This is a genomic window from Mixta mediterraneensis (assembly GCF_030283135.1).
Lineage (GTDB): Bacteria > Pseudomonadota > Gammaproteobacteria > Enterobacterales > Enterobacteriaceae > Pantoea > Pantoea mediterraneensis.
This window is the reverse complement of record NZ_JASUAZ010000022.1, coordinates 1-25,583: the sequence shown is the minus strand read 5'-3', so window position 1 is coordinate 25,583 and position 25,583 is coordinate 1. Positions and strand designations below refer to the sequence as shown.

Annotated in this window: 19 protein-coding genes and 1 pseudogene; 2 read left to right on the top strand and 18 right to left on the bottom strand. The window is 47.2% G+C overall.

Annotated elements, in window-relative coordinates; all coding sequences use genetic code 11:
* Window positions 1-498 precede the first annotated feature (498 nt).
* The 4 genes and pseudogenes from QRY16_RS13660 to QRY16_RS13645 form a co-directional block, all read right to left on the bottom strand.
* A pseudogene (locus tag QRY16_RS13660) lies at window positions 499-1,608 on the bottom strand (IS3 family transposase).
* Between the two features lie 84 nt (window positions 1,609-1,692).
* Window positions 1,693-2,334 carry a hypothetical protein gene (locus QRY16_RS13655; RefSeq protein WP_289776973.1) on the bottom strand — a complete coding sequence of 214 codons (642 nt, stop codon included), beginning with the start codon at window positions 2,332-2,334 and terminating at the stop codon, window positions 1,693-1,695.
* 129 nt (window positions 2,335-2,463) lie between these two features.
* Window positions 2,464-3,036, bottom strand: coding sequence for a hypothetical protein (locus QRY16_RS13650; protein WP_289776972.1), 573 nt, complete (start codon window positions 3,034-3,036; stop codon window positions 2,464-2,466).
* Between the two features lie 41 nt (window positions 3,037-3,077).
* Window positions 3,078-3,266: a hypothetical protein gene (locus QRY16_RS13645; protein ID WP_289776971.1), complete on the bottom strand. Its 189-nt coding sequence runs from the start codon at window positions 3,264-3,266 to the stop codon at window positions 3,078-3,080.
* 120 nt (window positions 3,267-3,386) lie between these two features.
* Between QRY16_RS13645 and QRY16_RS13640 the strand changes: the two genes are divergently transcribed.
* Window positions 3,387-4,178: a hypothetical protein gene (locus QRY16_RS13640; RefSeq protein ID WP_289776970.1), complete on the top strand. Its 792-nt coding sequence runs from the start codon at window positions 3,387-3,389 to the stop codon at window positions 4,176-4,178.
* Between the two features lie 207 nt (window positions 4,179-4,385).
* Here the strand turns inward: QRY16_RS13640 and galE are convergent, their stop codons facing one another.
* The 14 genes from galE to wbaP all read right to left on the bottom strand — a co-directional run bounded on the left by galE (window position 4,386) and on the right by wbaP (window position 23,130).
* Window positions 4,386-5,399, bottom strand: a complete 1,014-nt coding sequence (gene galE, locus QRY16_RS13635; RefSeq protein ID WP_289776969.1) for a UDP-glucose 4-epimerase GalE — start codon at window positions 5,397-5,399, stop codon at window positions 4,386-4,388.
* A 48-nt stretch (window positions 5,400-5,447) separates the two neighbouring features.
* Complete coding sequence (gene galF, locus QRY16_RS13630; protein ID WP_289776968.1) at window positions 5,448-6,344, bottom strand: UTP--glucose-1-phosphate uridylyltransferase GalF; 897 nt, start codon at window positions 6,342-6,344, stop codon at window positions 5,448-5,450.
* Between the two features lie 278 nt (window positions 6,345-6,622).
* On the bottom strand, window positions 6,623-7,963 hold the full coding sequence (locus QRY16_RS13625; protein ID WP_289776967.1) for a lipopolysaccharide biosynthesis protein: 1,341 nt from the start codon (window positions 7,961-7,963) through the stop codon (window positions 6,623-6,625).
* A complete protein-coding gene (locus QRY16_RS13620; RefSeq protein ID WP_289776966.1) occupies window positions 7,960-9,183 on the bottom strand; it encodes a glycosyltransferase in 1,224 nt (407 codons plus the stop codon). The genes QRY16_RS13625 and QRY16_RS13620 overlap by 4 nt, the downstream gene beginning before the upstream one ends.
* Window positions 9,184-9,187: 4 nt before the next feature.
* Complete coding sequence (gene wcaK, locus QRY16_RS13615) at window positions 9,188-10,450, bottom strand: colanic acid biosynthesis pyruvyl transferase WcaK (RefSeq protein WP_289776965.1); 1,263 nt, start codon at window positions 10,448-10,450, stop codon at window positions 9,188-9,190.
* Between the two features lie 151 nt (window positions 10,451-10,601).
* Window positions 10,602-12,818 (bottom strand): phage tailspike protein, encoded by a 2,217-nt coding sequence (locus QRY16_RS13610; protein WP_289776964.1) that lies wholly within the window; start codon window positions 12,816-12,818, stop codon window positions 10,602-10,604.
* An 89-nt stretch (window positions 12,819-12,907) separates the two neighbouring features.
* Window positions 12,908-13,942 (bottom strand): glycosyltransferase, encoded by a 1,035-nt coding sequence (locus tag QRY16_RS13605; RefSeq protein ID WP_289776963.1) that lies wholly within the window; start codon window positions 13,940-13,942, stop codon window positions 12,908-12,910.
* A gap of 49 nt (window positions 13,943-13,991) precedes the next feature.
* Entirely contained in the window at window positions 13,992-14,744 is a 753-nt protein-coding gene (locus tag QRY16_RS13600) for a glycosyltransferase family 2 protein (protein ID WP_289776962.1), read from the bottom strand.
* 76 nt (window positions 14,745-14,820) lie between these two features.
* Window positions 14,821-15,738 carry a glycosyltransferase family 2 protein gene (locus tag QRY16_RS13595; RefSeq protein WP_289776961.1) on the bottom strand — a complete coding sequence of 306 codons (918 nt, stop codon included), beginning with the start codon at window positions 15,736-15,738 and terminating at the stop codon, window positions 14,821-14,823.
* 342 nt (window positions 15,739-16,080) lie between these two features.
* Window positions 16,081-17,220 carry an EpsG family protein gene (locus QRY16_RS13590; RefSeq protein ID WP_289776960.1) on the bottom strand — a complete coding sequence of 380 codons (1,140 nt, stop codon included), beginning with the start codon at window positions 17,218-17,220 and terminating at the stop codon, window positions 16,081-16,083.
* A 417-nt stretch (window positions 17,221-17,637) separates the two neighbouring features.
* Window positions 17,638-19,815 carry a tyrosine-protein kinase Wzc gene (gene wzc / locus QRY16_RS13585; RefSeq protein ID WP_289776959.1) on the bottom strand — a complete coding sequence of 726 codons (2,178 nt, stop codon included), beginning with the start codon at window positions 19,813-19,815 and terminating at the stop codon, window positions 17,638-17,640.
* Window positions 19,816-19,827: 12 nt separating this feature from the next.
* Complete coding sequence (locus QRY16_RS13580; protein WP_193404896.1) at window positions 19,828-20,262, bottom strand: arsenate reductase/protein-tyrosine-phosphatase family protein; 435 nt, start codon at window positions 20,260-20,262, stop codon at window positions 19,828-19,830.
* An 8-nt stretch (window positions 20,263-20,270) separates the two neighbouring features.
* The gene (locus QRY16_RS13575; RefSeq protein ID WP_193404895.1) at window positions 20,271-21,410 is read right to left on the bottom strand and encodes a polysaccharide export protein; all 1,140 of its coding nucleotides are present in this window, start codon (window positions 21,408-21,410) and stop codon (window positions 20,271-20,273) included.
* A 286-nt stretch (window positions 21,411-21,696) separates the two neighbouring features.
* A complete protein-coding gene (wbaP, locus tag QRY16_RS13570) occupies window positions 21,697-23,130 on the bottom strand; it encodes an undecaprenyl-phosphate galactose phosphotransferase WbaP (RefSeq protein ID WP_289776958.1) in 1,434 nt (477 codons plus the stop codon).
* 786 nt (window positions 23,131-23,916) lie between these two features.
* Here wbaP and QRY16_RS13565 point away from each other — a divergent pair.
* Window positions 23,917-25,470, top strand: coding sequence for a TerC family protein (locus tag QRY16_RS13565; protein WP_289776957.1), 1,554 nt, complete (start codon window positions 23,917-23,919; stop codon window positions 25,468-25,470).
* Window positions 25,471-25,583 lie beyond the last annotated feature (113 nt).

Sequence of the window (25,583 nt, the reverse complement as noted above, 5' to 3'; positions counted from 1 at the left end):
TTTAAATATTTTCGAAGTATGGTATTACTTGCAATGACATCTTATCTAAATTCAACTCCAAATCAGTGAGATAAATACTCCCTAGAATTCCATACCTCATAAAATTTAACATTTACAATCCTAAGACATCATCTGGCTTCCTTATAATGCAATAAAAAATCAAAGAATTCACTTACACATACTTACCAAAAATCTTATGATAATAAATATTCGCAGCCGTGAGATTTATTAAGAAATTAACAATTAAAATTTGGCTTAAAGGAAAAGCTAACTTTGTACACGACTATCTTTTTTCCAAAACAGCGTAAATAAAATTATATAAATGCGGGTTTAACTTAACACAATAAAATAATTTAAAAATGCTTATGTGGTAAGTACCTTCCCATCATACAAATTCTGTTAGAATAAAAATCAAACAGCTTGTACCGGTTAGAGAAACCACTAAAAAAAGAGTATAATTTAGTGCAAAGAGGGGGTCGATTTGTAAATAGACCCGTTTTAGTTCCATGCATTTTTTGAGATCCCGGCCAGATAATGTTGTAGTCGGTATTCCTCCGGTGTCAGATTGTTCTGTGATTCATGGGAACGTTCGCAGTTATATTCCAACAACCATTTTTCCGTTACTTTCCGTACTTCATTCAGTGCTCTGAACAGATAAAAATCGAGTATTTCTGTTCGATATGTTCGGTTAAAGCGTTCTATAAAAGCATTCTGCATTGGTTTGCCTGGCCTGATAAATTCCAGCTTTACGGCATGCTTCTCCGCCCATTCGGCAAGCATCAGAGATAAATTCCGGGCCATTATCCATGCGAAGCATGACGGGATATCCCCGGTTGGCTGCTATCCTGTCGAGTACACGAACTACTCGCTGGGCTGGCAGATTCAGGTCTATTTCGATCAACAACTCCTCACGATTAAAATCATCAACGACATTGAACGTACGAAAACGGCGACCGCACATCAGAGATGTCGTGCATGAAATCAACGTACCAGAGCTGGTTTAACGCTTCAGGCGTAGCCAACGGTACTGGATTACGCACAGACAGGCGCTGTTTACCTTTGCGGCGAAAGTTCAGCTTCAGCAGACAGTAAATTCGGTGGATCCTTTTATGATTCCACGGTATCCCTGCCGCCGCAGGATCTGAAATAACTTTGGGAAACCATATCGTGGATACCTTTCGGCGGTAGCCTGTAATGCGGAAATAACAGGTTCATCACGAGTGGTATCCGGGCGGTAATGGTAAACCGTTCTGCTCAGATTCAGGCTCCGGCAGGCCTGACGAATACTGAGTCCGAATGTCGTTATCAGATGAGCTACCAGCTCACGCTTAAAGGCTGGTTTTAAAGCTTTTTTTCGATAACATCTTTCAGCGCCCGGCTCTCAAGGCTGAGATCGGCAAACATCTGTTTGAGACGGCGGTTCTCATCTTCAAGATCCTTTATCTTGTTAATATCAGAAGCTTCTATGCCGCCGTATTTGGATTTCCAATTGTAGTAAGTCGCCTCAGAAATACCGGCCTCCCGGCAGACATCCTTAACAGTTCGTCCTGCTTCGACCGACTTAATCACGGCGATGATCTGGTGCTCAGTAAAAGGGGCTTTACGCATAGCGATCTCTTTCGTTGGCAGATTGAGTATGCCGGAAGATATCTAAAAGTGAATGCAACATTATGCGGGATACTTACACTATTCTTACATTTGCGAGTTCATCTCTCTAAAGCTATTTAGAAAAACAGAGCCTCTGTCATCATGAAGCTTAACACCTGACTTTTGTTCGAAATTATATAGATTGATATCTTTCAAAAACACCTCACCTGATAATCCCTTAATCGAAAATGATACACTTCCATCTATTGGTGGAAATGATAATTGAATTGATTTGTCATTCCTAACATAAATAATTCTTTTATTTTCACCAACGAATATAAGCAAATCACCACTACCGGATAAATTAATATCTAATCTTGTTATACCACCAGAATAACCAAAATGGTTTCTTTCTGGTGGTATAAGTTGCTCGATAGATGAATCTTTTTCTAATTTTATAATATTATTGCTTTTGTTTTTAATTGTTTTTATTTTTTTACAGAACCAACCATCGCATCCAAGACTGAAGTTGCTATTATATAATAGGTTTCCTCTATAGTCTCTATATGTCCATAAAGCATAACCAGAAGTTTTATCTTTAATGTCGCTAGATATTTTTTCTAAAAAATGGGGTATTTCAATATCGCTTATTACAGCATTCCTTGATGCTGATGGAGTATTGTCTACAAATAAGAACTGGCCAATAATAACTTTATTCTTGGTTTCTGAGTTAATTTTATTAGCCATAAAATTAAAGGTCCCTACCGCTTGCTTTGATGTTACCTTTTCACCATCATTCTTTGCGCCTTGAGCTGGTGACCAGTAAGTAAATAGGTATTCTGAAGAAGGTATTGAGTATGTATTCTTGTGTGAGTACTAAGAGATTATTTTCTCACCATTATATATTGGGTCATCATCGACTCTAGCCTCTAAGCTTGCACTTTTAAAATTTTTATCCATGATAGGCATCAATCTATGCATAATAAAAAAATCGAACCACTCATAAACCATTGAGAAATCCGTGCTTGATGAGCTTGGTATTAGATAGGAGCCATAGTCATTTAACTCATCATGGTGAGATTTTGCATATTCTTTTTTGTTTAAAATCAACCAATCAGAAAAACCAGTTTCTTTGCTCAAAGAAGCGGAGTTAATTTTGTCACTTGCGTTCTTGAACCTATCAATAACGCTCCAATAATCCTCCCATGATATAAAAGAAGCATCAGAGCATTCTTTAGTTTCGTAGTTAATTTTCTTTAAGTAATCATTCCAAGCTTTAATTGTTTTCCTGTCATTATAAAGCTTATAAAATCTTTCAGTAGTTGGGTATTGTACATTAGGCATATAATCCCATAGATATGAAACCCTAGCAAAAAAATGGATATTTAAAGATTTCGCTAATGTGCAAAGATCACCCAGTCTTTTTAAAGCATTTTCATTATATGACATGGGGTTTATTTTGGGCTGGAATTCCCCCCAAGGCACAGAGACTATAACTGAATTGAAACCATCTTTTTTATTTCAATTAAATTCTCCCTATCTTTACTTATATCATTAGAATTCCAGAAATTTATAGGCCATGCCGAGCCAAAATAATTTACACCTTTTATTAAGGAATCATCTGCTGAAGCTGAAAATATTGCCATAGAAGTTATAATGGTTATTAATTTACTTTTCATACACCTTTCTTCGATGATTTATCGAATATTTTAAATGGGATAAGTTATCAATAAGCTAGAACACCCTATTATCTTAATGCATATAATATGGACTCATCATAATAAAGGTAGTAACTCTTGATGATGCCAGAGGATAGATCGTTTGTCGGCCATGCCTATGTTTATGATAAATTTGGGCTCATGAAGGATCATTCTAAAAACTCTGCTGATATTGATACTTCTAATGAAATTACCGAAAAGCTTATTAGGGATATTTATGGTAAAAGGTTAAAAAGTTACAACTTACATACAATCACTTCAGATGAATTAACTCAGATGATCTCTGATGTTGATCAAAATGAGTTTTTATTTCAACTCAAACCGGCAAGATTTCTATCAAAGTTTCATAACATTGAAAGCGCTTACAATCTAATCGAACAGTATGAAAATGAGCACGGTTTTTCGTATGAAAATATTATAATTGCAAGGCCCGGCCTTGCTTTTTACAGCGCACTTAGCTTATCTAAATTAAGAAAGGGTAGTATGCTAATACCCTCAGGTATGGGATTCCATCCTCATACTGGAACTCGAAATTATGGCTTAGTACAACCTCTATATTATAAAAATGCTCTTAATGGTACATGTATCCCAACAGGAATGCATTTTAATGATCAGCTAATGGCTTTAAAACGTACAGATTGTATCATCCTTAAAGAACTGCTTTCAGACTGTGTCTGTTACATAAAAAATAGAGTTCTCCTTACTCCTGAAAGTATTTTATTTTATCACTTCAACTCAATACATAATTTAAATATTGTCCCGACTGATAAATGGTTATATGAAAAATTTCGAGTTAGAGCTCCTGAGATTGAAAATATAACTAATTTACCATTAATAGAACGATTTAATTCTCACCTTCCTATAGTTAAATAAAGGACCAAAAAAAGCCAGATAAAAAATTTATTAAAAAGGCTTCGTCAGGCTTTTTATTATTATAAGGATAAAATTAAAATAATGTTTCAAGGCTAAATTCTCATTAAGTCACTATTAAATCACAAAACGTATTATTTATAATTAAATTTAACCATAAAAACCCTGCAGATTAGCAAGCTTCTTTATGGTTAATGCTGAGTTTGATAATCAACGAAACCCGTTCGGATTTTTTTGCTGCCAGTTCCACGTATCACGCATCATCTCATCGATGCCGCGTGTCACGCGCCAGTCCAGCTCGCTGTTTGCCAGGGAGGCATCCGCCCAGAAGGCAGGCAAATCCCCATCGCGGCGTGGTTTGATGTCAAATGGAATGGTTTTTCCAGACGCCTGTTCAAAGGCCTTAATCATTTCCAGCACCGAGAATCCTTTACCACCGCCAAGGTTGTAAGCTTTGTAGCCTTCCACTTTTGCTAAGTGATCTAACGCTTTCAGATGCCCTTCTGCCAGGTCAACAACGTGAATGTAATCGCGCTGGCAGGTGCCGTCCGGCGTGTCGTAATCACCGCCAAATACGCCTAATTTGTCCAGACGACCAATGGCGACCTGAGCGATATAGGGCAGCAGGTTATTGGGGATGCCCGTAGGATCTTCACCAATTTCGCCGGATTCGTGGGCACCAACCGGATTGAAATAACGCAGCGCAATCGCTTTGAAATGCTTATCGGCTTTAGCGAAATCGCGCATCACAAACTCAATCATCAGCTTTGAGGTGCCATAAGGGCTGGTCGTCCCACCAATCGGCGTGGTTTCCACATAAGGAACCGGCGCATCCGCACCATAAACAGTCGCAGACGAACTGAAAATAAAGTTCCACACACCCGCGCTGCGCATCTCTTCCAGCAGCACCACGGTGCCCGCTACGTTGTTCTCGTAGTACTCCAGCGGCATACGGGTCGATTCGCCCACGGCTTTCAGCGCCGCGAAGTGGATCACCGCAGAAATCTCATTCAATGCGAACAGGTCGCGCAAACAGGCGCGGTCACGAATATCGCCCTCAACAAAAGTGGCTTTCTTCCCTGCCAGCTTCTCGACGCGATTAATCGCTTCCTGCGAGGCATTGCACAGGTTATCCAGTACTACAACGTCGTCGCCACGCTGTAACAGCGCCAGCACCGTATGGGAGCCGATATAGCCTGCGCCGCCCGTTACTAAAATAGCCATGTGAACTCCTTTCAGTCTGCCGCGTCAAAGCGCGGCGCATATTGTTGATTACTTCGCCAGGATCTTCTGAATAGCTGCGCGGAAATCGCGCCCTTGCGCATTATTACGCAGGCCATAGGACACAAATGCCTGCATATAACCCAGCTTACGTCCGCAGTCAAAGCTGTGGCCCATTAACAGCGCGACGTCGACGGTTTTCTTCTTGCTCAGGCTGGCGATGGCATCCGTCAGCTGAATACGACCCCATGCACCTGGTTCAGTACGCTCCAGCTCTGCCCAAATATCAGCAGAAAGCACATAACGACCGACTGCCGCCAGATCCGAATTCAGTTCACGCGGATTCTCTGGCTTCTCAACAAAGTTAGTGATGCTGCTGACATCGCCTGGGTTATCCAGCGCCTCTTCGGTAGTGATTACCGAATATTCAGACAGGTCAGAATCCGGCATATGTCTCGCCAGCACCTGGCTATGACCCGTTTCTTCGAAGCGTGCCACCATCGCGGCAAGATTATAACGCAGATGGTCAGCGGTGGAATCATCCAGCAGCACATCTGGCAGAACCACAACGAACGGATTATCACCCACCATCGGGCGGGCGCACAAAATAGAGTGACCAAGGCCCAGCGGCTGCGACTGACGCACGTTCATAATCGTCACGCCAGGCGGGCAGATAGATTGCACTTCGCTCAGCAGCTGACGCTTAACGCGCGCTTCAAGCAAAGCTTCCAGTTCATAAGTGGTGTCAAAGTGGTTTTCCACCGCATTTTTGGAAGCATGAGTAACCAGCACTATCTCTTTAATGCCCGCCGCAACGCACTCGTCGATAATGTATTGAATCATCGGCTTATCGACAACTGGCAACATTTCTTTCGGAATGGCTTTAGTCGCAGGAAGCATATGCATACCGAGACCCGCAACCGGGATTACTGCTTTAAGCTTGGTCATATTTATTCCGTTTAATGAAGTAAAAACATGGATCGATTATGCAGGATCGGCCAGAACGGCAAGTATAATCTTTATCTGAAAATCCTACACTAAACGCCTGTCAAATCATGGAAATTCGTCTTTTTACCCATCCGGTCAAAAGGCAAAAGATAAGGAAAGACAAGCGTTCATCGCCAGATAAAATTCTTTTTTTGCAAAAATGCTTAACCGCTGCCTGGGGCCAGCCATAAAAAGAAACGGGCGACATAAAGTCGCCCGAACTGTTTACTGCCGTATGTTTACAGCCAGCCGGCAAACCACTCCGGCATCACGAATAAATGGAAATGATTAATCAACAGAATTGCGGCAATGAACACCACAGAGACAGAAACCCATTGACGTGCGTAGGGCATAAAGCGGATGCCAATCACCGGCTTAATGAAGAATGGGTGGGCAAAAGTTGAAATCAGTACCTGCGAGATAGAGAGCGTCAGCGCCACATAGAGCACGTTTGGCCAGAGGAACGTTGTCGAGAGCACCGCTATCACGACCAGGCTCGCCACAATGTTCCAGTAGAATTCCACGTTGGTACGACCGTTGGCCTGAGAAATCGCGCCAGTCAGTCCCCCCATCGGACGCAACATCCCAAACAGCAGCATCAGTGGAATGAGGTGGTAAACCTGTTCATGTGAAGCGCCATACAGCACGCGCACAATGACGGGTGAGAACACGCCAATCACCAGATACATCGTGCTGCTGAACAGCATGATGGCCAGCGTGCCTTTCAGGAACAGTTTTTTCAGCTGTTCAGCGTCATGCTGTTTCTCAGCAAAACGCGGCAGCGCCAGTCGGTTAATCACCGGGGTAACCAGTTTCAGCGGTTGCAACACCAGCTCTTTCGCCAGCGAGTACACCCCGAGCATTTCGGCGCCCATCACTTTACCGACGACCAGCGCATCGGCCTGGGTTCGCAACTGGTTGATAGTCTGCGAGCCCAACTGATAACTACCGTAACGCACCGCATCGAAGAAAGTTGTTTTATCGAACTCCCAGGTGGGTCGCCAGGACTTTTCACCTAACGCGATCATGCAGAGAATACGGGTAAAGGCGTTGATGAACAGACCGAGAATCGCCGCCGCAACCGTCAACGAGGTGAACTCCAGCATGGCGACGACACTGAGAAAAGCAAACAACTTGGTGCCCATCTCAATCTTCGCCAGTGAAACCATTCGCTTAGTTTTGATATAATGCGCCTGATACTGTGAGAGATGGCCCAGCACAAGAAAGTTCAGGCTGGTCAGCATAATCAGTCCAACAAGTTCCGGTAGGTGATAGAACCAGGCCACCGGGAAAGCAATCGCCAGCATGATCACACCGGTACACAAGCTGAGTGATACGTTTACCCAGTAGATTGTGCTTTGCTCGCGGCGAGTAATATTTTGACGATGCACAAGGTAGCTGCTCATCCCCATGTCCTGCAACACACCAGCCACCGCCAGAATGGCGTTGATGATCGCTAAAAGCCCCAGCTCATGGGTTTCCAGCTTACGTGCGAGGATACTCAGTTGTGCAACCTGCAGCACCGCCGAAAAACAGGTGCTACCGAATAACCATATCGCCTGCGACTTTAATCCACTCACACCATTCGCTCCAGAATTTGTGCCAGCTCGCCATAAGCGACATGCTGATTGAACTCGGTCTCAACTTTATGTCGGGCTGCGGCAACCACTGGCGCGACATCTACTTTTCCCTGCGAGAGTTGCAGCAACGTCTCCGCCAGCGCTTCCGGATTATCCTCTTCGACCAGCCAGCCGGAAACGTTGTGTTCAATCAGTTCAGGGATCCCGCTGTGAAAAGTAGAGACCACCGGCAAACCCACCGCCATCGCTTCCATTAACGCCACGGGAATACCTTCCATGTCGCCGTCAGCCGCAGTTTTAGAAGGCAACAGAAAGATGTCGGCTTCATTCAGTGCGTTTCGAATCTCGTCCTGCGGTTTAAAGCCAGGCATAGTGACGCAATCTTCCATCCCCTTTTCGGCAATAAAGTCACGCATCATCTCGTCCTGATCGCCATTACCGATAATGGTGTACTGAAACTGTCCGCCGCGCTGTTTAAGGATCGCGCTGGCTTTCACTGCCACATCCAGCCCCTTTTTCTCGGTGAGACGGGCAACCGAGACAATGCGCAGCGGCTTATGAAAGCCCTGACGCGGGTGAAAGTTGAATTTTTCCGGTTCAATGCCCATGCGAGTGACATGAATTTTTTCCGGGGGACATCCCATTTCAATCAGCCTGTTCTGCCACAGGTGGCTGATGGGCAGCATTAATTCGCTCTGTTTAAACAAATTGACGTAGTCACGTTTATGCTCATCTAAAATGTGACGACGCGAAATATCCGCACCGTGAAACACCGTCGCCTGTTTACCGCGCAGTACCCCCAGTTCGCGTAACTTATTCGCCAGCGCCCCGGCGTAACCGAAATGCACCAGGAAAACGTCGGCGGTAAAGGTCTGGCTTGCATTCGCCACAATGGAAGGCAGTAACAGCTTGCTGGATTGTGCACCATAGCGGCGCACGTTAAGCGATCGAAGCAGCGACGGTTTCGCCACTTTTGGCAACACCAGCTTAAGACGCTGGTTCAGCTTATCTACAATTGAGACTTTCTCTTCCGGCAGCAAATAGTGGGTTTTTGCTGCCAGCTGGTACTCATCAAAAGCAGCATGCCGATTCACCAAATCACCTGGAAATACCGAAATAATCTCCACGTCGTAACCGGCATCAATAAAATGGGTCACCTGATTCAGAACAAATGTCTCAGAGGCAACCGGGAAACGCATGGTGAAAAAAGTCAGTTTCATCTCATTACCCTAATACTTTGAGAATCTCTTCAGTGATCCGATTGCCAATTTCCCTTTCATTCGCAACGGCGCGATCGACCTGGAGCTTGATGTTATCGTAATCGGCAAGCACCGTCTGGACCTTGTCGATCAGCGAACCATCCATCAGGCTCTTTACATCCGTTGCCATCTGCGGCAAGCCAAGCTGATTCATCACGCCCATTGACTTGTGCTCATAGTTGATCGCAACGGCTGGCGTGCCGAAGTTCATGGAGATAATGGCGGAATGCAGGCGTGTGCCAATCGTCAAATGACAGTGGCTTAAAAGAATCCCCAGTGCAAGATCGTTAAATTCGTCCATGATCACGTGGTAATGCTCCGGTTGCGCGACATGGTCGCGCAGCGTCAGCGCTACCATGCGGTCATCTTTCGCATAACTGTCAATGCCGGTACAGGTTGAGAAAGCCACAACCTGATACCCTTCAGCAATCATTGCGTTAATGACGCGCCCAAAGGCTGCTTCATACTCTTTTTGCGTGACACCGAGACGTTTATCGAACGGCGCCAGTTCACGCACGGTAATCGCAATGGTTTTACGCGCGCTGATAATCGACTGCCAGTGCAGCAGATTATGTCCTGGATTCTCAACCTCACGCGCTTTTACCAGAAAGGCCGTATCAACGCCGGCCGCCACTTTTGAACTGGTCACGCCATCGCGCTTCATCAGATCGAGGCTGACTGATTCACGCAACACCAGGCTGTTTACGCGATCAAACACAAAGTTTGCCAGGGCGTTAACCCGTGGATTTTGAAACGGCCCCACCGAGTGGCCAATCATGTAAATCGGCTTTTTCGCCATTAGCGCACACAGCGCATGGTCAAATTGCGTTACGCCATACAGATCGACAAAGAATGAACCGCCAACCTGAATAATCGCATCATACTGTTTCAGGCTTTCCGTAAAGGCTTTCAGATGCGGTGGCACGGCGAAAGATTTGTACAAGCCGCCTTTACCCAGATGCGCCATCATAATGTCAGGCATCAGACGGTTCGCCACTTTACGCTTTACCGAGCCCACCAGTCCTTTGGCTGATTTATTGTTATGCAAAAACAGCGAATCTTGCTGAATATTCTGTTGAAGCAAATAACCAGAGCTTGTTGGATAACGACTAATGACATCAATATCAATATCACTGCGAGCAGACTGTATTGAATCAATCAGTCCACGAAGAATCGCGCCATCCCCACGATTCCCACAGGTATGGTTACCCACCAATAAAATTTTCATAAAAACTCCGAATAAATTTTTTTAATTCTGCAAGCAGCCATCTTCCGAACTGGCAAAGTGAACTCTGTTAAATAACCGCAATAAGCGCAATAACGCCAAAAGGCCCTGCTCCATCTGCTGCTGGCCGCCTCCATTATGGCGGCCCTTACTGCTATGACTTGATGGCAAAATAAGGCATTGCTACCCGCTCACCGTTGATCACCACCGAAACAAAACCGGCGGGTTTGCGGGTGTCCACCTGATCGTCAGAAAGCGCGCGCGAAGCCAGTAACAGATCGCCGTCTTCATTGGCGCCGATGCCCGCCTTACCGTTATGCAAACTGAAACGCTGAGGTGCCTTCTGGCTGCCGTCTCCGCCCGGTGGGCTGGCTTTTACCATTTTGGCGTTAACGCGTGCACAGCGACCTGTGTCAAAGCGCGTTTTACCGGTGCTTTTCACCAACACTACGGCTGCTGGCGTCCAGCCTGCCAGCTTCACGAAAATACGCACATCGGTATCGTGAGGCGCCACATAGCGTACTTCGACAACCGGGCAACTGCCTTCGGCTGACCAGCTGGCTTCCGACTTGCCTTTTTTGCGTTGAACATGGATCACTGCCCGCCCGCCAGTGGTTTTATCGTTGACCACATTCATCAGCGGCTGGCTATCAGTGCCGTTGCTAAATTGTGCCTGGCCAAAGATTTCGATTTCCCATGCGTCGCCGACATCCGGTGAATAGAGGCTGCCAAGCTCAAACCAGGTTTGTTGATTGGTATTATTTTCAAGCCGCCAGCGTGAGGTGATGTAGTTGTAATTCAGACTGCCATCAATCGCGACGCCATAGGATTCGACCCGGGTTGAACCCATTTCCCAGATGCTGAGTAAACGATCGCCCTGCGCGGAATTATCGATCCAGCTTCCTGATTGCAGGCTGGTCTGACGCATGTTCAGACGCGTGTTATGCGCAATCAAAGGGTTTTTGCAGTCTTCGATGCTGAGCGCGTCAACAATCCATTGCCCGTTGGAGATGTCGCCCGGATAGTCACAATGCTCAATCCAGCCGTTGTGAATAATGGATTGACCACAGCGTGGCAGATTCAGCACTTTGCCGCCGCTACAGTGCTGGGCGTTAAAATTCGAAAGTTCGATCGCAGTACTGTGGTCCCACTTACCTTGTTTCTGACCGGACCAGCCGGATTTAATCACATCGCCGGTGCAGCGAGACGCATACCACTGGTCGATTTTGCAATCCAGCGTATCCTGCAGGCTCAACGCCGTGCCGCCGACCCGCGAAAAGCGCAAACAGGAACCCCGAAAATACTGACCGCCCGGACAAATGTTACGGAACAAGCCTTGCTTATTCGGATGGGTATCCGTGTTGCCGTTAAAAATCAGGTTAGAGATTTCAACCCAACGCGCATTCACTTCAAAGACAAAATCCGACTTGCCATCTGACACCAGAGTGGTCGCAGGAAAATAACCGAAGTTCACCATTGCGCCTGAAATACGGAAAAACCGCATATAATCCGGGCCGAAGTTGCAGGCAGTGACAAAAAAGGTGCCTGCCGGGAACTGCACGCAAATTTGCAGCCCGGCCTGTTGCGACCACTGATACATCGCTTTGATGGCTGGCGCCGTATCGGTTTTACCGTCCGCAATGGCGCCAAAATCAAACAACGTTAAGCGATTGTAATCTTCGACGACGCGCCGCCAGTGGAATCCCTGTCCGGCAAAAGTGACGCCACCATCATCTTTTGCATTCTGGAAACTGCCGACAAACTCACCGCCGCCAACTTCAAAGCCCGCATGCCAGCTTTTCAGCTTGATCTTTGCGCCTTCAAACAGTGGGCGCGTATTACGCAGCTCCTCCACTGACGGAATCTCACCAATGAGCTGATACCCCGTAGGCTGCGTCAGACGCTGACTAAAATCAGCGTGTCCTGGGCGGCTCACGTCAGCAATGTTAAACAGCATATGGCCGCTGTTATCTTCTACCGCCATTGAGTGCGCAGGTGCGGCAATTAAAGCGGCATTATCTTTAATAAACTGCGTGAGATTGCCTTTATTCAGAATAACTGGCTGGCTGATTTCAGAGACTGAGCCATTAGCATCACGCAGGAAAACGGGAATTTGGTTACCCGCCTGACTGGCGTCACTGCCGGCTTTACCGATCCACAATTTGCCTTCAAAACTCTGCCAAAATTGGGGTGGCATAGCGTAAATATTTTCAGGCGTCAGGATCGGCACATCGCCTTTTGGTACAGCTTCGGTATCCACTGATTTCAGTGCAACACCATTACTTTTTGCTGCATAGCTGGAAAAAGTACTCACGGAGAGAGCACCAACGATGGCTGAGGCTGCGGTTTGCAATACTTCTCTTCTTTTCATGCAACATATCCCGTGGTTAATGAGGCCGTGTTACCGGCCAGGGCTTAGTCCCTTGAGGCATTTTGCAAGCGGGCATTTCTTACCCCTGTTTAAACCAACGCCAGCCAGCTTTGCTTTATTTGTTTACCGTCGAATTTCAGTGCGGTTTCTTTGGTTTTTTCGCTCATGGCGTAAAACAGCGTATCGTCGCTGGCGAGCTGATCCATCCGCGCCAGGAAGCCGGCTTTGTCATTCATCGGCACAAGGAAACCATCCTCACCATGATTAATGATTTCCTGCGGCCCGGTCGGGCAATCATATGCAACCACCGGCAGTGACCACGCTTTAGCCTCAAGCAATACCAGCGGCAATCCCTCATAGCGTGACGTCATCAATGCCATATCGCTGTCACGGTAGTAATCGTTGATATTGCTGACTTTACCGACAAAATTAACGCTATCGGCAATGCCTAATACCGCGGCCTGATCGTGTAACTGCTGGCGCAGTTCACCATCACCAGCAATGACCAGGGTCCAGTCAGGATGGGTTTCAACAAAGTCTCGCCAGATACCGAGCAGTAAATCGAAGCCCTTTTGGTGATCTAAACGTCCCACAGCTAACGCCTGACGGCTGCGCTTCTGGCGCTGAAAGGCTTTAAACACCACGGGATTAGGAATTTGTTCGCTGGGAATGCGCCAACGGCTGAAAACCTGGTGATCTTTGTCAGTCAGAACAATCACACGGTCGTAGTAGCGCAGCAGCAGGTATTTGAGGAGTTTGATAGGCTTACTGAAGGAGTTAATGGCGATATGTTCACAGGCATAGGCCTTACCTCGCTTTTTCTTCATCGCCAGCAGGTTCCAGAAAGCGAACATCACGCTCAGGCGGCCCATGCTGATCAGGAACACGGTATCGAAGTGTTCCTCATGGATACGGCTGACGGCGCTTTTAATCGGATTACTGTGACCTTCGAAGCTGACAATCTCTTTCACATGCTCAAAGGGATAGAATGTTTTTCCGCTGCCTTCCAGCGAGTACACGGTGACATCGTGTGTTTCACCAAGACATTCTGACATGAAGTTACAGATGTTCTCGGTGCCCGCATACGAATAGGCATCTTTGATCACCAGGACAATTTTTTTCATGTAACGTTACCCACTTCAAAAGAGTAAAAAGACAATCCTGCCGATCAGTTTAACGATGCTTCAGGGTAAACAGCACACCGTTCACCATATACCAGCCGTAATAGTAATAGATTTTTAACGGATTGTTTTTATAGATAATTCTTAATAATTCGAGGTGCCATTTTGCTGCTTTGTTTTTGTTGCGCGAAAGGGAGTCACCCAATTCGTAATAATTCACCAGTATTGACTGGATCAGTCGCGCTTGTTTGTAATGGCTGAATAACTCGTAGAGAAAGAGAAAGTCTTCATGGCCTTTGCGCTGGAAAAAAATTCCCTGCGGAGGGCGGCGAAAACAGACCGATGAGAAGCAGATCCGGTACTGCTTCTTCACAAAGTTCTCTTGTTGTAGGTAGGGTTTGGTGTAGGTAATGTCGTGGTCGGCTTTAGCCGTTTTGTAATGATATTCAGTAATTACAAAATCATCACCGGCCGCTATTGCTGCCACCTGCTGCTGTAGCTTGTCAGCATGCCATTCGTCGTCGCTGTCGAGGAAAGCGATAATCTCCTCTTTGGCCGCGCGCAGCCCAACGTTTCGGGTTTCTGCTGCGCCCATGTTAACCGCGTTATCCAAAATGGTGATGCGTGCATCCTGACAATGCTCGCGCACATAATCCAGCGAATCGTCGGTGGATTTATCGTTAATCAGGTAAAGATGCCAGTCTGCGTAACGTTGATTGATAACCGATTGCACGGCGCGTAGTACCGTCTGGCGCGCATTATACATAGGCATAACAATGCCGACGGTTCCAACATGATTATTCATTTTCATACCTGGATAAAAAGAAAAAGGCATAGCGAATGTGCTCCCGAGGTCAGGAGCAATGATGAGCTAACCGGCGTCAGGAGAGCGCTTTCTCTCCGCCAAAGCGTGCCCTCACCTTGTCTTTCAGACGATTCATAAAATAGGCACGGTTATCTTTGTTGGTGAGGAAGAAATAGCGTGCAAAGCTCACGCTTGCCATCAGGGAATTGCCATCCATTTTGTAGCGTAGCGGCAGTTTGAAGGCTTTATAGGTGTGAATGTCGCGCGGAGTCAGGTGCGGCTTCATGGTGTCGAGCCAGAAAATAGAATACTTCACCGATTCACCTTTGTGTTTGGAACCGAATTTGGTGACCAGGTGGTAATTGGCTAACGGCGCGGCGATCATAATAAAGTCATAGCCCAGGCGGTCGGTGCGAATGCAGAAATCATAATCCTGATGGCGAATGTAGCGCGCATCAAACTGGATTTTGGCTGCATCTTCACGCTTCAACACAATGGTGCTGGTCTGAATAAAACCGTAACAACCAAACAGGTATTCAGCGACAGTTTCATCTTTACCCGGCGGCTGCATCGGCATCACTTTCAGAAAACTGCCATCCTGGTAAATATTCACCTGGCTGAAAACGATAAAATTCTGTTTGCCCTGCGCTTCCAGCTGAGCGATTTTCTCGCTGACCCGCAGCAGCTTATCCGCGTGCCATTCATCATCGGCATCAAGAAAACTGACGTAATCACCCGTCGCTAATTCAATGCCTTTGTTACGTGCACCAGCACCGTTTAGCTTGACGTCGGACAGTACCAGATTAATATCCAGCTCCTGATAGCGCTCACTGCGAACCACCTCAGCCAGCGCCGCTGCATCAATGGATTTATCATCTACGATAATCACTTCAAAATTGCGATAACTTTGCGCCTTGACGCAATCCAGCGTCGTCACGATCGATTCTGATGCGTTATAAGCCGGAATTACGATGGAGAAGCGAATGTCCTTCATTGCCAGCACCTCATTCAAAAAATTTCCAAAGTCAAAGATATAATGGTTGGACGATTAAGGGGAACCGGTGATGTCCTAATTTAACGGCGACACAGCGATCGCCAAAATGTAATCGTGGGATAAACGAGAAGATGCGTTGATAGCCGTCTGCAATACGCACAAGCCGGAAATACGTTTTATATCACTTTCATTAGGCATCCCACTGGGACAAGGAAGCGCACGTAAAATAAACAATGCAAAAAAGCACTACATTATTGAAAGACCATAATGACTGACAGACTGCGCCAGTAGCAGCGCAGTCATCTGAATGGCAATCCAGCTTTCTGTCCTACCCCGTTCATATTAATGAAACAATTTAAACTCACTCGCAACTTCATAGCCGACAACGGCCTGCTTAAGTGAAATGGTGTTGTAATAGAGATAATAAACGAGAAAGAAAACAAACATCGCGAAAAACGCAGGCTTCAGGACTCTTTTTGACTGATAAATCAACGACGTTAAAATAATCGGCTCAACCTGTAATAAATAGTTCGACAAGCGTGCGCCTGATGAATAGTTATAGAAGAAGATCCTGATGCCGCCGCCAATGGCGAAGGTCAGTATCAGCAGGTAGTTTAAACGGAAAACATCATAATTATCGCGTTTGAGCTGATTGCCCAGCATGTAATAAACAAAGATAAATACCAGTGCGACGTTTTTCAGGTTGGAAATAGAAAACACGCTGCCCGTTTCTGCCGCCACAGAGTTATCATGGTTATAGCTTGCCGCCCTTTCCCCTAATGACCCTAAATGCCCGGCAATTAAGTTCACGAATCCCATCCCGCCGATTTTCGACAGGGGAATACTGGCAATAATAATGATTACTGGCCACCAGCGCGATTCTCGAATAAACAGGAACGGGATAATGGTGACGACCATTACGGCGGTATTGTGGCTCAGGAATGGCAAAATAAAGAAACCAAACGCCAGCCAGTAACGCTTGACATAAATAGTCCATAACACACCAAGGAACAGTGCTGAACTCAATCCAAAGCGGATTTGGTTCATATCCTTATTGATGTAAATATGGGCCGAATAAAGCGCCAGCGCCATGATCGGATAAGGCGACATTTTCTTAAAGAAAGTCGCGTTGGTTGCCACCGCCAGAATGCTAAACACAAGCAAAAAGGCGCTGGAGTTATGCGAGATCAGGCTGGTTATCCAGGCAATGGCAAAAATTAACGGCTCGTAGCGAAAGAAAGCCACCGTATTAAAGAAGCCGTTTACCTGAATGCGCTGAATAAAATCGTCAAAAAAGCTTCGGTATTGGTAATCATCCATGCCGGTGCCAGGCCCACGGATGCCGCCAAAAATAATTAGCGTAAGGGTGGCAATGCAAAGCAGATAGGTAAGAATATGTGTTGTTCTTTCGTCTTTTTTCAGCAGGATTTCGACCAGCGAAATCAACAGCAAAAACCCTGATAGATACCAATATGGAGCCATGGTGTGATTCCTTAATTCCACAAGTTCTCATGCTAACAGTGGCTTGCGCTGATTACCTTCCCGGCTGACTTCTCAGCGTGTCGCGCACCTCACGCCAACGGCAGATGATGGGCGGACATCAGTCCTGTTGCTGATGTGTTCTGTTGATTAGCGCTTACTTTGCGACTTCAGCTGTGTCGCGATTTTTGCGTTAAACCCAAAATCACCTGTGTAAATCGTTGCGTGTCGTCGTTCAAACGGTGCGATAAAAAAGGGCGGTAAAACCGCCCCCAGAGTGCTGACAAACCTGAAGCGCGGAAACACAGGCCGGGCGGTCAGGGATACTTTTGCTCTTTACGATCGGCCTGTGTGACCTGTTCTGGCTTGCTGTCAACAATCTCAGGGGCGGTCGCACCGCTCCCTTTATCCACTCAATTATCAGCTCTTCGTCGGTTTGCCATACTCATAATCGTAATAGTCGTAACCGTATCCATACGCGTTGGCAGCTTTACGTACTACGGCGTTGAGGATCACACCTTTAATCTCAATACCGTTTTGCGCGAAGCGTTTAAAGCTCACATCAACTTCTTTGGTGGTGTTGGTTTCAAAACGCGCCACCATCAGCGAGGTTCCAGCCAACTTACCAATGATTGACGCGTCAGTTACTGCCAGAATCGGTGGCGTATCGATCAGCACCAAATCGTAGTTCTTGCTTGCCCAGTCGAGCAGTTCGCCCATGCGACGATGCATCAGCAGCTCAGAAGGGTTAGGTGGAACCTGGCCGCGTGGCAGGAAATCAAAGCCGTAAATGCCTTTCTGAATCAGAGCCGGACTGAATTCAGTTTTGCCTGACAGCACATTTGACAAGCCTGACTTGTTTTCCGCACCCAGCAGTTCGTGGGTATAACCACGACGCATGTCGCCATCAATAAACAGCACGCGCTGACCCGCTTTCGAAACCAGCGTTGCCAGGTTAGAACAGATAAAGGTTTTACCAATACCCGGACTGGCGCCGGTGATCATCAGGATGTTGTTCTTCGCTTCCATCATCGCGAAGTGCAGGCTGGTACGCAGGCTACGGATTGCTTCAATCGACAGATCCGTTGGGTTGCCCAGCGCCAGCAGCGTATCGTGCGGGTCGCTTTTAACCTTATGGCCCCGACGCGCCAGGGCTTCGGTATCTTTCTTACGTTGCCATTCGGAAAGCGGGACGCTGGCGTACACGTTCATGCCTAACTCTTCCAGCTGCTCCGGGTTTTCGATACCGTGATGCAGTAATGCTTTCAGCAGAACCAGACCAACGGAAACAAGCAGACCGAGAATCAGACTGGCAGCAACGATTAAGGCTTTCTTCGGTGCAACCGGCGAGTTGCCCGTTTCAGCGCCATCAATGATGCGAACATCACCCACGGTGCTGGCTTTGCTAATGCCCAGTTCTTGTTGGCGATTCAGCAACTGCATGTAGATTTCCTGGCCTGACTGCACATCCCGTGTCAGACGTAAAATCTCCTGCTGCGTTTGCGGCATCTGCGAAATTTTCTTATTCAGCTGTGCCTGCTCACCTTCCAGGGTTTTACGTTTTTCCAGCAGTGCGCGATAGGTAGGGTGATCTTTAGTAAACAACTGAGAAACTTCAGCTTCGCGGAAGGTCAGTTCGTTTAGCTGGCTTTGTACGCTGACTGAAGAGTCTAACGCCGATTTCGCTTCCAGTGACAGGTCAACGGAATCATTCTGACGACGGAAAGTATTCAGCTTGTTTTCAGCATCATCCAGTTTAGCGCGCACTTGCGGTAACTGTTTGCGCAGGAATTCCAGGCTTTTTTCCGCTTGTTCAGACTTACGTTCAACGTTTTGCAGCAGGTAATTGTTGACGATTTGATTAAGCGTCGCGCTGGTTTTTTCAGGATCTTCACCCAAATACTCCAGGCCTAACACACCGGTGTCTTTGCCTTTATCCGCCACGGACAGGTTGCTTAACACCGTGTTGATCGCCTGCAATTCGTTCAGCTTCGTGATGGTGAAGCTCGTGCCTTCATCCGCATTAATATCGCTGACCAGCATGGTAATTTCGCCGTGCTTTTCCAGCTGACCCACTTTCCCTTTGAATAACTCGTCACCATCTTTAGAGACGGTGTAGGAATCTGGGCCCGTCACTTCCAGCTCGACGTTACGCTTATCAATCGTGCGGGGAATTTCCAGCCGAGAAATCGCCAGGTCAAATGGCTTATTGCCCATCAGGCGGGATAAACCTTTACCGATAACCGGGAAGTAGTTCTGCTCAACAACGGTATCTAATCCCAAATCTTCGACGGTTTTACCAATAACCATACGTGATTCAAGGATCTGAATTTCTGCGTCTGACGCAGGTGTTGCTGGCAGAAGGGTTTGCAGATCGTCCAGCACCGTGCTGGCGTTTTTCTGCTCAACCTGTACTAATGCATCAGCGCGATAAATCGGCGTAGCGAACAGTGTGTAGAGCGTTGCCACCAACATAAAGAAGGCGGTAACCGCAACAATGATCCAGCGATGGTCAATAAGCTGTCCCACAAGATGCGCCAGATCCCACCCATTCGAATCCTCTCTCGGCGCGGTCATAACCTTATTTTTTATATTCATGGATAATCCCAACTATCGGCTTAATACGTTGACCCATTTCTGGGTAGCGTTGTCCAGTAACCCGTAAACTTCTTCAAAGGCCTCACGGCTTCTTTTGTACGGATCCGCAATTTCTCGTTGATTGAGCCAGTGCCCAAGCAACATGGTTTTGCCACGTGCTGCCGGGTCGATGCGATTTACCTGCTCAACATGGTGCTTTTCCATCACCAGAATCAGGTCGTAGTCACGACACATTTCTGCCGTTAACTGCCGCGCCTGATGACCTTCCAGCGACAGGCCATGAACGGCGGCCACATCGCTGGCAGTCTGATCGGCCGGAAAGCCTTTCAGTGCACCCAGTCCTGCAGAGGCCACACGGGTGTGAGGAAGCGCACGTTTGAACAGGCGCTCTCCGGTAGGAGAGCGGCAAATATTGCCAACGCATACGACTAACACGGACGTAATCATGGTTGAACCTAGTTAGACCAATTGCGGACACGCAGTGCGGCCTCGCTCGCATCGTTGATACCCGCGATGGTTGGCAACAGTTGCGAAATTACGCGGTTCCAGCGCGTGAGCGGCGTGGAGGTGACATAAACGATGTCATAAGGTTCCAGTTGGAATTCGGTGCCCATCACCATGGATGCCGCATCCTTGGTATTCAACTGATAGATGTTGGCGATCTTGGTACGATCGGTGCCGCGGATCGGACGGATAACAAACACGCCGGTAGCGTCTGAGCTGGTTTGATCCATGCCTTGTGCATTGCCTAACGCTTCTGCCAGCGTCATGCCGCTGCGATCCATCTTCAGCGTGGTTTGCTGTTTCACCTCACCCATCACGAACACCTTCAGCTCGTCATTACGCGGCACATACAGAATGTCGCCGGGATAAAGCAGATGGTTTTGGCTCAGATCGCCGTTTTGCATCAGCGCCTGCAAGGAGACACGCTGTTCGTGGCCATTATGGGTGAGCACCACATTGCGCCAGTCGGCATCTGCGGTCAGGCCGCCGGCGGCATTAATCGCATCCAGAATGGTCAATGGCACGTTCGTGATCGGCTGTTGACCAGAGGTGGTAACAGAGCCGGTCACGTAGGTTTTCTGCGATTTGAAGGAGGCGATACTGACGTCAACCTGTGGGCTTTCAATATACTGAGCCAGGCGACGCGCAACTTCATTACGTACATCACCCACGGTGCGGCCCGCTACGCGAACCCGACCAATGTAAGGATAAAAAATGGTCCCGTCGGAATGTACCCAGTTACCGGTATCGCTGGCGCTGCGGTATTGACCTGCGGGAGTGGTTAACTCAGGGTGATCCCAAACCGTTACCGTCAGAACGTCGCCGATACCAATGCGATACTCATAGTTTTGAATTTCGTTTTGTAATGCCGGGTTGGCCTGGGCAACCAGCGGCTTAGGACGCATCTGCTCAACCAGACGTGGCGTTAAGGGAAAGACGTTAACGTATTTGTCGATGTCAAAGTTGCTATCCTGTTGCTCAATGACATCTTTTCCCGATGTGGAAAGGCGTTGACCCGGTTCGATCGTACACCCAGTGAGAAAAGTGGCGGATACCAATAAAGGTATCAATTTCATTTTGATTGTAATCATTTAGATCTTCGCTATCAGTTATTGATTGATAGAGGCGAATACGCCGCTGTGTAAGCGTCCAACAAAAAGTAAAATTACCTGATTAAGCACTGAACCTGTCGTTCATTATCCTTTGCTCCTGTCTTTTATGTAGCTGCCGGTCAGCAAGGCGAAATAAGTCAACGTACATTATTACCATTTATAAATGACGACTTAATGCGTCCCTGAACAGGGCTGCTAATGACACGCCTAACAACGGCCCTTAATAAGAGAGCGTCCGCATTACGCTCCCCTGCTCGCCCCATGATCAATACGCACCATCCCGTTTCAGTACAACCCCCACTGTTTTAAACAGAATGGCAATATCATTCCACAGAGACCAGTTTTTAACATACCACGAGTCGAAGTAGACACGTGTTTCATAATCAACGTCATTACGACCGCTGACCTGCCACAATCCCGTCATGCCTGGTTTTGCCATCAGGTAGTAATCGACATCACCGGCATAACGGCAGAGTTCATCTTCAATTACGGGCCGCGGGCCAACCAGACTCATGTCGCCGCGCACCACATTCCACAGCTGCGGAAGTTCGTCGAGACTGGTTTTACGGATGAAATGGCCGACTTTCGTAATACGAGGATCGTTCTTCAGTTTGAAGTCTTTATCCCATTCCGCACGCGCGACCGGATCGGTGCGCAGCACCTCTTCCAGCACTTCTTTAGAATTGATGACCATTGAGCGGAACTTAAGGCACTTAAACTTACGTCCGTTTAAGCCGACACGCTCGTGACCGTAAATCGGCGGGCCACCGTCGCGTCCAACCAGGAAGCCAAGCACCAGCAGCGCAGGCATAAGCAGCACTATAATGGAGAGCGCGCCGACAATATCGAAAGCGCGTTTCAGAAAACGTGACGTCCGTTTTGCCAGGTTATTCTGGACGCGAAGGATCATCACTTCATGGCTGAAGATATACGCCATATCGGTGCCATAAAGTGGTACGCCACGCAGGGTTGGGATAACAGACACGGAGCGGCAGTTGTGCATCGCCAGTGATTTCAGCCACATGTCACGATACTGGCTTTGTTCGAATTCTACCGCCACGATAAACTGCGTTTCGCTATTGGTCAGCCTCCACAACTCTTGTTCGTCACGCAGCACCGGCACACCGGAAAAGCTACTTTGCGAACAGCTGCCATCTACATCGTAAAAAGCGATAACGTCAAAACCCATTACCTCTTCACTCTGCAGCGCCTGCCAGGCTTCATGGGCATTTTTACTGCTGCCGATAATAATGATTTGTTTTTTCCACAAGCCGTATTGATTTAACAGACGCCTGGAAAGTGCGCGGCAGCTCGGAATTAAGATAATTGCCAGAACCCAAGTTAATAACCAGACGAAGCGCGACATTTGCCATTGTGATAAAGCTGTAATCGAAAGATCGATGATGGAGAATATCAGAATAGTACGAAATATTTCTTTTAATTCGAACCAGAACGGCTTGCGGTAAGTATAGTGACGCAATCTTACCCAGAACCACCCTACGCAAATAATTGACAAACAAATATGCGTAACTATTTTTAAATTGATTTCTTTTTCAGATATATCTGCCAGTGGCGATTCAGACATCATATTAATGAGCGCCAGCGCAATAAATAAGGCTGCGTTGAAACAAATTAAATCTGAGCAAGCTAATAATAATTTGGTGATAAGACTTTTAAACGTAAATTCTGTATCGCGCATATTTAACTCTTTATTTTATTTCCTTTAACCCGTAACGCCCCAAGCCTGTGTATTAAATGAGCGGCAATGAATTTTCAGGCTGAACCGTTGCTGAGGGGAGCTCCTGCGGCGTTTACGCCAATGCCCTTATCAATAAAACCAAAAAAATCGTGATAAATACCAACAGATTACTCTGACTTTTGCTCAGATAATCACCGTGCGTTTAATAAGCAAAAAAGCGATTCAGGCACGCTACCGCCCTTGGCTGTCGCTGCCAATACCGTTATTCGTCATATTTCCTTGCCGGTTGACCGATAAATGACATGCAAATTGCCACTTTATCGGGCGTGATCACAATTCATAACTTTCAATGCTGTTTCACTGTACGAATAACGACTTTAGCGCAGACATTTACTAACTCGTTGCTATACTAGTTATTACTGGCTTGTTTACAAGTAGGCCCTGCCTTCCCTGCACTATTTTAGGAAAAAGACTACCAGTAATTAGTATTGATGCCAGTCATGACGGGTACGCTTATCTTTAAATTTCAGATTTATTCCATACTCATCAACTCAGGAAATTGCATCAGAATTGCATGTCATTACTCTTCTTATGACAATTATTTCTCCTGCTATGCAGCGCGACTTGCTTACGTTTTTAATACAATATGATTTTTCCGATGTTGTTCAATAACAGAGCAATCTTACGTACAGGATGTAATCATCTGGCGAGGCGCTATTTGTCGCCTGCTTTGCCCTCCACTATCATCAGATTAAACGCATTTATAAACATTCAGGTGAATAAAGCATGTTGGAGGTCATTAGTGATCCCTCGATTTGGGCAGGATTAGTCACGCTTATCGTTCTTGAGTTGGTGCTGGGGATTGATAATTTAGTATTCATCGCTATCCTGGTCGAAAAACTTCCCGAAACGCTTCGGGACCGCGCACGCGTCATTGGATTATTGCTTGCGTTAGTTTGTCGCCTGTTGCTGCTTGCCTCGCTTTCGTGGCTGGTTACGCTGACCCAGCCGCTGCTGACGCTGTGGCATCACCCCTTTAGCGCACGGGATCTGATTCTGCTGGTGGGAGGGATTTTTCTGTTATTTAAGGCTACGACAGAGCTGAATGCGCGCCTTGAAGGTAGCGATGACGATCAGGGTCAACAAAAAAGCGGTGCTAAATTCTGGCCCGTGGTCGCTCAAATCGTGGTGCTGGATGCTATTTTCTCGCTGGATGCAGTGATTACTGCTGTCGGCATGGTTAATGACCTGCCGGTTATGATGACCGCAGTAACTATCGCCATCTTGTTAATGTTACTCGCCAGCAAGCCGCTGACCCGTTTCGTCAACAGTCATCCCACTATTGTCATTCTTTGCCTGAGCTTTCTGCTGATGATCGGCTTCAGTCTGGTGGCGGAAGGGTTTGGCTTTGTCATCCCTAAAGGGTATCTGTATGCCGCGATTGGCTTCTCGGTGGTGATCGAGGCGCTGAATCAGCTGGCACAGTTTAATCGTCGTCGCGTACTTTCCGCGGGTCGTCCTTTACGCCAGCGTACCGCCGAGGCGGTGCTGCGTTTATTACGCGGCGAAGCTGAACGTGCCGAACTGGATGCCAAAACATCTTCATTGATCGCCGACAGCGAGTCAAATGTCCTGTTTAATCGCCAGGAACGCGTGATGATTGCACGCGTACTGGGCTTAGGGCAGCGCCATGTGAATAGCGTTATGACCTCACGTCATGACGTTGAACATATCGATCTTAGCGACGACCCGGCTGAAATCATGGCTCGCCTCGACCGTAATCAGCACACCCGCTTGCTGGTTACCGATAAAACCAACGAGCCACTGGGTGTGGTGCACGTTATCGATTTACTGCATCAATCCTTACATCAGGATTCCCTGGATTTACGCGCCCTGATCCGTCAACCGCTGATTTTTCCAGAACGCTTAACCTTGCTGCTGGCGCTTGAGCAGTTTCGCAAGGCCCATACGCATTTCGCTTTTGTCGTTGATGAATTTGGCTCTGTGGAGGGCGTAATGACATTAAGCGATGTGATGGAAACTATCGCCGGAAATTTACCGAATGAAGCGGCTGAAATTGATGCGCGTTATGATATTCAACCTAACGGCGCTGGCGGCTGGATTGCTAACGGGCATATGCCGCTGGAGGATCTGGCGATGTATGTGAAATTGCCGCTGGATGAGAAGCGCAATTATCATACGCTGGCGGGGCTATTAATGGACAGCCTGCAACATATTCCGCAGGAAGGGGAGGAACTCCAGGTTGGCCGTTATCTGTTACGCACCCTACAGGTTGAAAACCATCGGGTGCAAAAAGTTGAAATAACTGAACTGTACTAGCTCAGACCTGATCTGACAGTTACCGGTTATTTATACAGGTGTCTGTCAGATTAAATCTGGTTCAGATTCTTTTCTGCCCAGACCCGTTTTCCATCAAGTAACGTGGCCATTGG

What these genes read in the sequence shown, in the direction of transcription:
- QRY16_RS13655 (WP_289776973.1), bottom strand. Translation starts at nt 2,334, where the DNA reads ATGGCTAATAAAATTAACTCAGAAACCAAGAATAAAGTTATTATTGGC.
- QRY16_RS13650 (WP_289776972.1), bottom strand. Translation starts at nt 3,036, where the DNA reads ATGTCATATAATGAAAATGCTTTAAAAAGACTGGGTGATCTTTGCACA.
- QRY16_RS13645 (WP_289776971.1), bottom strand. Translation starts at nt 3,266, where the DNA reads ATGAAAAGTAAATTAATAACCATTATAACTTCTATGGCAATATTTTCA.
- QRY16_RS13640 (WP_289776970.1), top strand. Translation starts at nt 3,387, where the DNA reads ATGATGCCAGAGGATAGATCGTTTGTCGGCCATGCCTATGTTTATGAT.
- galE (WP_289776969.1), bottom strand. Translation starts at nt 5,399, where the DNA reads ATGGCTATTTTAGTAACGGGCGGCGCAGGCTATATCGGCTCCCATACG.
- galF (WP_289776968.1), bottom strand. Translation starts at nt 6,344, where the DNA reads ATGACCAAGCTTAAAGCAGTAATCCCGGTTGCGGGTCTCGGTATGCAT.
- QRY16_RS13620 (WP_289776966.1), bottom strand. Translation starts at nt 9,183, where the DNA reads ATGAAACTGACTTTTTTCACCATGCGTTTCCCGGTTGCCTCTGAGACA.
- wcaK (WP_289776965.1), bottom strand. Translation starts at nt 10,450, where the DNA reads ATGAAAATTTTATTGGTGGGTAACCATACCTGTGGGAATCGTGGGGAT.
- QRY16_RS13610 (WP_289776964.1), bottom strand. Translation starts at nt 12,818, where the DNA reads ATGAAAAGAAGAGAAGTATTGCAAACCGCAGCCTCAGCCATCGTTGGT.
- QRY16_RS13605 (WP_289776963.1), bottom strand. Translation starts at nt 13,942, where the DNA reads ATGAAAAAAATTGTCCTGGTGATCAAAGATGCCTATTCGTATGCGGGC.
- QRY16_RS13600 (WP_289776962.1), bottom strand. Translation starts at nt 14,744, where the DNA reads ATGAATAATCATGTTGGAACCGTCGGCATTGTTATGCCTATGTATAAT.
- QRY16_RS13595 (WP_289776961.1), bottom strand. Translation starts at nt 15,738, where the DNA reads ATGAAGGACATTCGCTTCTCCATCGTAATTCCGGCTTATAACGCATCA.
- QRY16_RS13590 (WP_289776960.1), bottom strand. Translation starts at nt 17,220, where the DNA reads ATGGCTCCATATTGGTATCTATCAGGGTTTTTGCTGTTGATTTCGCTG.
- wzc (WP_289776959.1), bottom strand. Translation starts at nt 19,815, where the DNA reads ATGAATATAAAAAATAAGGTTATGACCGCGCCGAGAGAGGATTCGAAT.
- QRY16_RS13580 (WP_193404896.1), bottom strand. Translation starts at nt 20,262, where the DNA reads ATGATTACGTCCGTGTTAGTCGTATGCGTTGGCAATATTTGCCGCTCT.
- QRY16_RS13575 (WP_193404895.1), bottom strand. Translation starts at nt 21,410, where the DNA reads ATGATTACAATCAAAATGAAATTGATACCTTTATTGGTATCCGCCACT.
- wbaP (WP_289776958.1), bottom strand. Translation starts at nt 23,130, where the DNA reads ATGCGCGATACAGAATTTACGTTTAAAAGTCTTATCACCAAATTATTA.
- QRY16_RS13565 (WP_289776957.1), top strand. Translation starts at nt 23,917, where the DNA reads ATGTTGGAGGTCATTAGTGATCCCTCGATTTGGGCAGGATTAGTCACG.